This is a genomic window from Anaerotignum sp. (assembly GCF_031981185.1).
In the GTDB taxonomy this organism is placed as follows: Bacteria; Bacillota; Clostridia; order Lachnospirales; family Anaerotignaceae; genus Chakrabartyella.
Genome location: NZ_DALYUL010000005.1, coordinates 156,242 through 156,811 on the forward strand (window position 1 = coordinate 156,242; position 570 = coordinate 156,811).

The window sequence follows — 570 nt, forward strand, 5'->3', positions numbered from 1 at the left end:
TTTGCTCAGCTCCGTTTTCAAAAAAACTTACCAGCTCTGCGGGAAAAACGTTTCCGGCGTCCCGCCATAATTGGCCAATGGCCTGAAAAACCCGATAGTAGATTTCTTCGGTAAAATCCTCTTTTTCTAAAACACTTACCAACTTTTCGTAAATCTTCTGCTCCGATGCACAATAATACAAGATACTTCTTTGGGCCTCCATAAGTCCCTTTTCCTTATGGTGTACCACATTACTCGCTTTTTGATTCAATTGCCGTCTTTTTTCTGCCTCATTTTGAAAAGCCATGTCTTCTTTTTGAACACGCTTATCAATTTCACTGCGTATGGCTCCTTCTTCAACCCCTGTCATACGGCTTACCTCGCCTGCATATACATTGCGCTCAATGGCATTATCCAGCTTCGAGAGTATGTCTGCCGCTTCTGTGGCAAAGCGAACACGATGCTCTGGGTTACTCAGGTTATATCTCTTTTGAATACAGGCAATCTCAAACGAGATATAATGGACAGCGTCCACCAAGAGTTTTGAGAATTCAATGGGTCCATTTTGCTTAATAAAATCATCAGGATCCT

At 42.3% G+C, this 570-nt stretch carries 1 protein-coding gene; it reads right to left on the bottom strand.

Translation table 11 applies throughout. The annotated features are described in order from the left end of the window. On the bottom strand, positions 1-570 hold a 570-nt coding region (locus RTK36_RS04455; protein ID WP_312044763.1), incomplete at both ends, for a hypothetical protein.